The 9,976-nt window shown below is 63.4% G+C and carries 8 protein-coding genes; 6 read left to right on the forward strand and 2 right to left on the reverse strand.

Annotation, left to right across the window (positions count from 1 at the left end; translation table 11 throughout):
- Both Q8M13_RS11910 and Q8M13_RS11915 read left to right on the forward strand, forming a co-directional pair.
- The coding region (locus Q8M13_RS11910; protein WP_305300165.1) for a DNA-directed RNA polymerase subunit beta' at window positions 1–2,907 on the forward strand (2,907 nt) is incomplete at its 5' end.
- A gap of 158 nt (window positions 2,908–3,065) precedes the next feature.
- Complete coding sequence (locus tag Q8M13_RS11915) at window positions 3,066–5,021, forward strand: S9 family peptidase (RefSeq protein WP_305300166.1); 1,956 nt, start codon at window positions 3,066–3,068, stop codon at window positions 5,019–5,021.
- A 41-nt stretch (window positions 5,022–5,062) separates the two neighbouring features.
- On the opposite strand, the gene Q8M13_RS11920 is transcribed toward Q8M13_RS11915, so the two are convergent.
- Together Q8M13_RS11920 and Q8M13_RS11925 are read right to left on the reverse strand one after the other, a co-directional pair.
- Entirely contained in the window at window positions 5,063–5,668 is a 606-nt protein-coding gene (locus Q8M13_RS11920; protein ID WP_305300167.1) for a hypothetical protein, read from the reverse strand.
- A gap of 20 nt (window positions 5,669–5,688) precedes the next feature.
- The gene (locus Q8M13_RS11925) at window positions 5,689–6,273 is read right to left on the reverse strand and encodes a hypothetical protein (RefSeq protein ID WP_305300168.1); all 585 of its coding nucleotides are present in this window, start codon (window positions 6,271–6,273) and stop codon (window positions 5,689–5,691) included.
- Window positions 6,274–6,613: 340 nt separating this feature from the next.
- Between Q8M13_RS11925 and rpsL the strand changes: the two genes are divergently transcribed.
- The 4 genes from rpsL to Q8M13_RS11945 all read left to right on the forward strand — a co-directional run.
- Complete coding sequence (rpsL, locus tag Q8M13_RS11930) at window positions 6,614–6,985, forward strand: 30S ribosomal protein S12 (RefSeq protein ID WP_056018026.1); 372 nt, start codon at window positions 6,614–6,616, stop codon at window positions 6,983–6,985.
- Window positions 6,986–6,997: 12 nt separating this feature from the next.
- On the forward strand, window positions 6,998–7,471 hold the full coding sequence (rpsG, locus tag Q8M13_RS11935) for a 30S ribosomal protein S7 (protein ID WP_304808457.1): 474 nt from the start codon (window positions 6,998–7,000) through the stop codon (window positions 7,469–7,471).
- Between the two features lie 100 nt (window positions 7,472–7,571).
- Window positions 7,572–9,650 (forward strand): elongation factor G, encoded by a 2,079-nt coding sequence (fusA, locus tag Q8M13_RS11940; protein WP_305300169.1) that lies wholly within the window; start codon window positions 7,572–7,574, stop codon window positions 9,648–9,650.
- A 48-nt stretch (window positions 9,651–9,698) separates the two neighbouring features.
- Window positions 9,699–9,976, forward strand: a 278-nt coding sequence (locus Q8M13_RS11945; protein ID WP_305300170.1) for a GTP-binding protein, incomplete at its 3' end; no start/stop codon positions are given.

Consider the following 9,976-nt stretch of genomic DNA (forward strand, 5'->3'; position numbering starts at 1 on the left):
GCGCCGACGCTTCACCGTCTGGGCATCCAGGCGTTCGAGCCGAAGCTGATCGAAGGTAAGGCCATCCAGCTTCACCCGCTGGTCTGCGCCGCCTTCAACGCCGACTTCGACGGCGACCAGATGGCCGTCCACGTTCCGCTCTCGCTGGAAGCCCAGCTTGAAGCGCGCGTGCTGATGATGTCGACGAACAACATCCTGTCGCCCGCCAATGGTCGCCCGATCATCGTGCCGTCGCAGGATATCGTTCTGGGTCTCTACTACCTGTCGCTGGCCAAGGATAACGAGCCTGGCCAAGGCAAGCTGTTCGCGGACCTCGGCGAAATCGACGCGGCGCTCGACGCCAAGGTCGTGACGCTCCACACCAAGATCAAAGCCCGCCACTCGGAAATGAACGCCGAGGGTGAGCTGGTCCGCAAGGTGATCGATACGACGCCTGGCCGGATGAAGATCGTGGCGCTGTTCCCGCACCACCCGGCGATCGGCCACCGCCTTCTTGAGAAGAACCTGACCAAGAAGGAAATCGGCAACCTGATCGACGCCGTCTATCGCCACTGCGGTCAGAAGGCGACGGTCATCTTCGCCGACCAGATGATGGCGCTGGGCTTCAAGGAAGCGGCCAAGGCCGGCATTTCCTTCGGCAAGGATGACATCATCATCCCCGAGCGGAAGAAGCCGATCGTGGCTCAGACCCGCGCGTTGGTCGAAGAGTACGAGCAACAGTACGCTGACGGCCTGATCACCAAGGGCGAGAAGTACAACAAGGTCGTTGACGCGTGGGCCAAGGCCACCGACCGCGTCGCCGACGAAATGATGTTGGAAATCTCGACCGCCGAGAAGGACGAGAACGGCCGTGAAAAGGAGATCAACTCGATCTTCATGATGGCCAACTCCGGCGCTCGTGGTTCGCAAGCCCAGATGAAGCAGCTCGGCGGGATGCGCGGCCTGATGGCCAAGCCGTCGGGTGAAATCATCGAAACGCCGATCATCTCGAACTTCAAGGAAGGCCTGTCCGTCCAGGAGTACTTCAACTCCACCCACGGCGCTCGTAAGGGCCTGGCCGACACCGCGCTGAAGACCGCCAACTCCGGCTATCTGACGCGTCGTCTGGTCGACGTGGCGCAGGACTGCATCATCAACGAGGAAGACTGCGGCACCACCCGGGGCATCACCCTGCGGGCCGTGGTCGAGGGCGGCGACGTCCTCGTCTCGCTGGGCCTGCGGGTCCTCGGCCGCTTCTCGGCCGAAGACGTGAAGGATCCGGGCACCGGTGAAGTCATCGCCCCTGCCGATACCTATTTCGACGAGAACATGTGCGATCTCGTCGACAAGGTCGGCGTCCAGTCGATCAAGGTGCGTTCGGTCCTGACCTGCGAAGCCAAGGTAGGCGTCTGCGGCGCCTGCTACGGCCGCGACCTGGCCCGTGGTACTCCGGTCAACATCGGTGAAGCGGTCGGCGTCATCGCCGCCCAGTCCATCGGCGAGCCGGGCACCCAGCTGACCATGCGGACCTTCCACATCGGCGGTACGGCCCAGGTGGCCGAGCAGTCGTTCTTCGAGACCGGCAACGAGGGTGTCGCTCGGATCGTGGGCGGCATGACCGTCCAGGCTCCGGACGGCGATTTCGTGGTCCTGAGCCGCAACCTGCAGATCATCGTGCAGGTCGATGGCAAGGATCGTGAAACCTACAAGCCGCCTTACGGCGCCCGCCTGCGGGTCAAGGAAGGCGACAAGGTCAAGCGCGGCCAACGCCTCGCCGAATGGGACCCCTACTCGAACCCGATCATCTCCGAAGTGGGCGGCAAGGTCCGCTTCGAGGACCTGGTCGAGAACGTCTCGGTCCGTGAAGAAGCCGATGAAGCCACCGGCATTTCCAACCGCGTGGTCATCGACTGGCGCGCATCGACCAAGGGTTCGGACCTGCGTCCGGCCATGTCGGTGATCGGGAACGACGGCGCCTACATGCGCATCTCCAACGGCGGTGAGGCTCGTTACCTCCTGCCGGTCGGCGCCATTCTTTCGGTTGGCGACGGCGACGAGATCAAGCCAGGTGAAGTTCTGGCCCGCGTCTCCACGGAAAGCGCCAAGACCCGGGACATCACCGGCGGTCTGCCGCGCGTCGCCGAACTCTTCGAAGCCCGCCGTCCGAAGGACTGCGCAGTCATCGCCGAGATGGACGGCCGCGTCGAATTCGGTCGGGACTACAAGAACAAGCGCCGGATCAAGATCACCCCCGAGGATGGTGGCGAACCGGTCGAGTTCCTGATCCCGAAAGGCAAGCACATCGCCGTCCACGACGGGGACATCATCCGCAAGGGCGAGTACCTGATCGACGGCAATCCGGATCCGCACGACATCCTGCGCATCCTGGGCATCGAGGCGCTGGCCGAGTTCCTGGTCGACGAGATCCAGGAGGTCTATCGCCTCCAGGGCGTGCCGATTAACGACAAGCACATCGAAACGATCGTTCGTCAGATGCTGCAGAAGGGTGAAATCCTCGAGCCGGGCGACACCGGCCTGCTCAAGGGCGACCACCTGGATATGACGGAGATCAACGAGGAGAACGCCAAGGCTGAAGCCCGCGGCGGTCGCCCGGCGATCACTCAACCCGTCCTGCTCGGCATCACCAAGGCGTCGTTGCAGACCCGCAGCTTCATCTCGGCCGCGTCGTTCCAGGAAACCACTCGCGTGCTCACCGAGGCTTCGGTGCAGGGCAAGAGCGACACCTTGGAAGGCCTGAAGGAAAACGTGATCGTCGGCCGTCTGATCCCGGCCGGTACGGGTTCGTACCTCCGGAATCTGCAGCGCATCGCCGCCAAGCGCGACGAAGCCCTGTCGGCCAGCCGCGAAGAGGCCATGGAGCCGCTTCCGGACATCATCGCCGTCGATGCCGAGGCGGAGAAGGTCTAGAGCTAAGACTTCTTCCAGTCAGAAGTCCTACGGAACGGCCCGGGAGCAATCCCGGGCCGTTTTCGTTTCTGCACCTGTGCACTGTGAGCAACCAACGGTTGCCGAACTGTCGCCAAGGTGTAGCTTGTTCCCTAGCGTTTTGAACGCTGGGGGGATTCATGAAGAAGCTATGCGCCAGCGCGGCGATGGTCGCGCTTGGCTGGTCGACGACTGTTCAGGCCGCTCCGCCGCCAGCCTCCGCCTTTGGCCGGGTCCCCGCCGTCCTCGACGTGGATATCTCGCCCAGCGGCCAGCGTGTCGCCCTGATGGGGGCGACGTCCGAGCAGCGCTTCATCTCGATCGCGACACTCGACCAGCCTGGTCTGCCAATCCTTCAATTGGGCGACGTTGAAGGCGTGCACCTGCAATGGGCCGGGGATGAGTTCGTCCTGGCGCGGGTGGCCTATTGGGAAAAGGTCGGGCCGCGAAATGTCTACCGGATGGAGCGGACTATCAGCGTGACGCGTGAGGCCAAGGCTGTGGCGCAGTTGTTTTCCGCCGACCCTGTCTCGTCGCTGCTAACCGAACAGAACATTGTCGGGATCTCCCGCTCGCCGGTCCGGGCGGTGGCTCTTGGGCTCATCGAGTCCCAAGGGGCCAGTTCGAACATGAACACCAAGCTTCAGCGAAAGGGCGTGGACAGTCCCTACGTCATGGCCCTGTGGAGCATGGATCCGGCGACAGGGCGTGGCCGCCTCCTTGAGCGGGGGGACTACGACACCCAAGGTTGGGAGATCGATCCTAGCGGCGAAGTTCGGGTCCGCCTGGAGATCGACGAACTCAATCACCGCTTCGCCGTTAGTGGCCGGGCGAAGGGTAAGTTGGGCTGGACCCGGATCTGGGAAGGGCCGGACTTCGATAGCCGCCGTTCGTACTATGGCTATTCGGCGCAGGACGAGGCTGTCTACCTGGGGCTGGACGACAAATTGATCGCCAAGCGTCTTGCCGACGGGGCGACTTCCGTCGTCGCGGAAGGGTTTGGAGGCACGACGCCTGACCTGATCTGGGATCGCCACCTCCGGACGGCGATCGGCGTCGAGACCGGTGCCGAGAAGCCGGTGATCAATTGGCTCGACCCTGAGGTCGGCGCGGTTCACGCCACCCTCGCCAAGGCCTTCAAGGGCAAGGCAGTGCTACTGGGAAGTTGGTCGGCTGATAGAACCCGCTTTGTGGTCCGCGTCGGCGCGCCCTCGGCGCCGGGTGTCTGGTACCTGTTCGACAAGACACGGAAGGAGCTCTCGCCCCTTGGCGAGGAGTACCCCGAGCTAAAGGACGCCCAGCTCGGCGCGACCCGGTGGATGACCTACAAGGCGCGCGATGGCCTGGAGATACCGGCCTATGTCACCTCGCCGCCGGGAGCTGCGGCCGGCAAGGCCCCGCTCATCGTCCTTCCCCATGGCGGTCCGGCGAGCCGCGACGTCTACGACTTCGACTATCTGGCGCAGTTCCTCGCCAGCCGCGGATACGTCGTGTTGCAACCCCAGTTCCGCGGATCGGCGGGCTTTGGAGACGCGTTCGAAAAGGCCGGCTTTGGCGAGTGGGGCGGCAAGATGCAGACCGACCTACTCGACGGCGTGGCGGCACTCGCGGCGACCGGCGAGATCGACCCGAAACGTGTCTGCATTGTCGGCGCCAGCTTTGGTGGCTATGCGGCCCTGGCCGGCGCCAGTCTGCACCCCGACGCCTATCGCTGTGCGGCTTCGATCGCAGGCGTGGCCGATCTTGGTCTGTTGATGATCGAACAAGGCCGGCTCTACGGCCGTGAGTCCGCCGGGCTTGGAGAACTGAAGGGCATGCTGGGCCGTAGCTCGACCGAGAAGATCATGGCCACCTCGCCCGCGCGCCAAGCGACCAAGGTGCAAGCGCCGATCCTTTTGATCCACGGCGACAAGGACACTGTCGTTTTGCCCGAGCAATCGGAGGTGATGGCCAAGGCCCTGAAGGCGGCAGGCAAGTCCTATGAGTACGTCGTCCTCAAGGATGAGAACCACTACCTGACACGCGCGGCGACGCGCACCCAGACGCTCGAGGCGATCGAGGCTTTCCTCGCCAAGCATCTGCCGGTCGGAGGCTAGGCGAGGGGACGTGGCCGGCCATTGGCCACGTCCCGCGTTCCTTATCTGAGGGGAATGATGAGCGCGCCGGAGTCGTCCCCCAACCCAGAGCCGACCGTGCCTGGCGGGATGTTCTGGCCCTTGTAGCGCCGATAGGCCTGCTTCTTCGCCGCCGCCTCGTCGAAAGCTGCGCGTTTCTCCCGTGACATCGGCGGCTCAATGAACGGGGCGCCCTTAGCTCCGGCGCCGAGCTTCTCCAGGCAGGCCTCGCGCTCGGCCTTGCTGAGCAAGGTCGGATTGGCGCATCCGACCGCCCCGCGCCTCAGGGCATTGCGCAGCAGGTCGGGCGAGGCCTCGGCTGTCGGACCGGACTCCGGCGCCACTGATGGGGCAACGGTGTCACCTCGGAGCGTCGACGCCGGCGCGTTGCGTGTGATCAGCGGTGCCACCTCGGAGGTCTCGTCCGGCCTCAGGGCGCGGCGCGGCCGCAGGGGGCGGTTGGCGGCAGTCTCGCGGGGAACGGGGCGATCCTCGGCCGTGGTCAGGAACCGCGGCGCAACCGTCACCTCGAAGACCGGCGGGCTCTCGACCTGGCGCAACTGCGGTTGGGCCGTGGCCAGGATGGCGAGCACGCCGGCGTGACCCGCGATCGACAGGCCGACCCACAAGCCTCTTGGAACGCGTCGCCTCATCTGGCCGCCCTCAGGGCTTCCCGCATGCCGGGATAGATGTTGGTTCGTCGGTATATCCGCATCTGCTCCTGGGCGGCGACCTTCTCGTCGAAGCCCCGCAGTCTGTCCTTGGCGAGCGGCGGCGGGATGAACGGCGTATCCTCGGCGCGCGCGCCCAGCTTCTCCAGGCATCCCTGTCGTTCATCGCGGGCTAGGAGATTTAGGTTGGCGCAGCCGACGGGGCTGCTTCTCAGCGCGTTGCGCAGCGCCAGCGAACCATCAGCGGGAGCGGGGGAGGGCGCGGGCACAAATCTCGGATCGTCCTGCGGCGCGGGCGCATTGGGCGTAACCAGCGGTGCGACCCTCGTCGTTTCATCGACACCGACCGCCCGCCGACGATGAAGCGGGCGGCTGGAGAGGTCTTGAGGCGGCGCCGAGCGGGGCGGCAGGACGAAGGGGACAACCTCGACCGCAAAGATCGGTGGAACATCACCCTGTCGCAGTCGTGGAGGATTGGCGGCTAAGAGGGCGAACATGCCGAGGTGAGCGATTCCCGAGCCCACCACGATCATCGTCAGCCGTCGTCGGTCCGCTGACCGCATGACACGCCCTCGGGTTGCAACCTTGAGCTTGAGTTTCGCGTCTCACGCGGCGAATTGATGGCTGAAACCGACCAAGAGCAGCCGGAAAAGGCCTTTCTTTCGCAAGCGTTGACGAGAAGGGCCTTCGCGAGTATGAACCGCGCTCCTTTCGCGACCGAGGATTATTCCTTTGTCCCGATGAACGGTCATCCCGCAACGGATGACCAGGACCGCCGGAACGCACGAGATCGCGCGCCGGCGAGTTTTTGCGTTCAACGGGCGGTCTCGAGACCAGACACGAACTGAACCCTTTTTCGAGGCGCCACGGCCAAACGGCACACGCCTCCAGAGCAGAGATTAGATGCCAACAGTCAACCAGCTCATTCGCAAGCCCCGGCAGGACAAGCCGTCGCGCAACAAGGTTCCGGCCCTTAAGGGCTGCCCTCAGCGCCGTGGCGTCTGCACCCGCGTCTACACGACCACTCCGAAGAAGCCGAACTCCGCTCTTCGTAAGGTCGCCAAGGTGCGTCTGACCACCGGGATCGAAGCGGTGTGCTACATCCCCGGCGAAGGCCATAACCTTCAAGAGCACTCGGTCGTGCTCATCCGTGGGGGCCGCGTGAAGGACCTTCCCGGCGTTCGCTATCACATCCTGCGCGGCGTGCTCGACACCCAAGGGGTCAAGGACCGCAAGCAGCGTCGTTCGCTCTACGGCGCCAAGCGTCCTAAGTAAGGAATAAGAAGAATGTCCCGCCGCCGTCGCGCCGAGAAACGTGAAGTTCTTCCGGACCCGAAGTTCGGAGACCTCACGGTCACCAAATTCATGAACTACGTCATGTACGAAGGCAAAAAAGCCGTCGCAGAAAACATTCTGTATGGCGCTTTCGACATCCTGGAAGCCAAGCGCAAAGACCAGACCCCGCTGGAAACGTTCCACGCGGCTCTGGAAAATGTTGCTCCTGGCATCGAAGTCCGCTCCCGCCGGGTCGGCGGCGCCACCTATCAGGTGCCCGTCGAAGTCCGTCCGGACCGCCGCAAGGCCCTGGCCATTCGTTGGCTGGTCACCGCCGCTCGCAAGCGCGGCGAAAACACCATGACCGAGAAGCTGGCCGGCGAACTGCTGGACGCTTCCTCGAACCGTGGTTCGGCCGTGAAGAAGCGTGAAGACACGCACAAGATGGCCGAAGCGAACCGCGCCTTCTCGCACTACCGCTGGTAAGACCCGGCATCCATCGCTTTCCGGCGCGGGCGGTTTGAGTTAAACCGCCCGCGCTGTTCGTTCAGATACCCGAACGCCCTTCTCCAGCAGAGCTTCCGCTATGCCCCGCACGCACAAAATCGAAGACTACCGCAACTTCGGCATCATGGCGCACATCGACGCCGGTAAGACGACGACGACGGAGCGGATTCTGTTCTACACTGGCAAAAACCACAAAGTGGGGGAGACGCATGATGGCGCCTCGACCATGGACTGGATGGACCAGGAGCAGGAACGCGGCATCACGATTACGTCCGCCGCGACGACCGCCTTCTGGAAGGGCAAGCGCCTCAACATTATCGACACACCCGGCCACGTGGACTTCACCATTGAAGTCGAACGTTCGCTGCGCGTGCTCGACGGCGCCGTGACGGTGCTGGACGGCAACGCCGGTGTCGAACCGCAAACCGAAACCGTCTGGCGTCAGGCTGACAAGTATCGGGTTCCGCGTATCGTGTTCGTCAACAAGATGGACAAGATTGGCGCCGACTTCGAGAAGTCGGTCGAGTCGATCCGCGATCGCCTGGGCGCGAAGGCTGTGCCGATCCAACTGCCGATCGGTTCGGAATCGAACCTGAAGGGCGTGATCGACCTAGTTCAGATGAAGGCCCTGGTCTGGGAAACCGACACCGTTGGCGCCGACGCCGACGTGCGCGACATCCCGGCTGACCTCGTCGAAGCCGCCACCGCGGCGCGTCATTACCTGATCGAAAACGCCGTCGAGCTCGATGACGAAGCGATGGAATCCTATCTGAGCGGCGAAGAGCCCTCGGAAGACACCATCAAGAAGTGCATCCGTAAGGCCGTGCTGACCGGTGCCTTCTATCCGATCCTTTGCGGCTCGGCCTTCAAGAATAAGGGCGTTCAGCCCCTGCTCGACGCCGTTGTCGAATACCTGCCGTCGCCGCTCGACATTCCGCCGACGCCGGGCATCGATTTCCGCACCGAAGAGCCCGTTGTCCGCAAGGCCTCGGACGATGAGCCGCTCTCGGTTCTGGCGTTCAAGATCATGGACGACCCCTTCGTTGGTTCGCTGACCTTCTGCCGCATCTATTCGGGCAAGCTCGAAACCGGCATGAGCCTGATGAACTCGACCCGCGACAAGAAGGAACGCGTCGGCCGCATGCTGCTGATGCACTCCAACAACCGCGAAGACATCAAGGAAGCCTATGCTGGCGACATCGTCGCTCTGGCTGGTCTGAAGGAAACCCGTACGGGTGACACCCTCTGCGATCCGAACAAGTCGCCGGTGATCCTCGAGCGCATGGAATTCCCTGCGCCGGTTATCGAAATCGCCGTTGAGCCCAAGTCGAAGGCTGACCAGGAAAAGCTGGGCGTCGCCCTGGCCAAACTGGCGGCTGAAGATCCGTCCTTCACCGTCTCCACCGACCACGAGTCGGGCCAGACGATTCTGAAGGGCATGGGCGAGCTGCACCTGGACATCAAGATCGACATCCTGAAGCGGACCTACAAGGTCGAGGCCAATATCGGCGCGCCGCAGGTGGCCTATCGTGAAAGCCTGGGTAAGAAGGTCGATATCGACTACACCCACAAGAAGCAGACCGGCGGTACGGGCCAGTTCGCCCGCGTCATGATCACGTTCGAACCCGGCGAGCCGGGCTCGGGCTTCGTGTTCGAAAGCGCCATCGTTGGCGGTGCGGTGCCGAAGGAATACATCCCCGGCGTCGAAAAGGGTCTGGAGTCCGTCAAGGACAACGGCCTGCTCGCCGGCTTCCCGCTGATCGACTTCAAGGCGACCCTCACCGACGGCAAGTACCACGATGTCGACTCCAGCGTGCTGGCGTTTGAAATCGCGGCGCGAGCCGCCTTCCGCGAACTTCGCGAGAAGGGCGCTCCGAAGCTGCTTGAGCCGATCATGGCTGTCGAAGTCGTGACGCCGGAAGAGTATCTGGGTTCGGTCATCGGTGACCTGAATGGTCGCCGTGGCATGATCCAGGGCCAGGACGTCCGCGGCAACGCGATCGTCGTCAACGCCTACGTGCCGCTGGCGAATATGTTCGGTTATGTGAACACCCTTCGCGGGATGTCGCAGGGCCGCGCTCAGTTCACCATGCAGTACGATCACTACGACCCGGTGCCGCAACACGTCGCCGACGAAGTGATCAAGAAGTACGCCTAACCCCAACCCTAGTTTAGAGGACAAGCCCAAACAGGGCTGGAGCTTGAAATGGCTAAAGAAAAGTTCGAACGCAATAAGCCGCATTGCAACATCGGCACGATTGGTCACGTTGACCATGGTAAGACGACGTTGACGGCTGCGATCACGATGACGCTGGCGAAGGCTGGCGGCGCTAAGGCGATGGCCTATGCGGACATCGACGCCGCGCCGGAAGAGAAGGCCCGCGGGATCACGATCAACACCGCGCACGTGGAATATGAGACGGCGAACCGTCACTACGCGCACGTCGACTGCCCTGGCCACGCCGACTATGTGAAGAACATGAT

Origin of the sequence: Phenylobacterium sp., from assembly GCF_030681155.1 — a bacterium.
Taxonomy (GTDB): Bacteria; Pseudomonadota; Alphaproteobacteria; order Caulobacterales; family Caulobacteraceae; genus Phenylobacterium.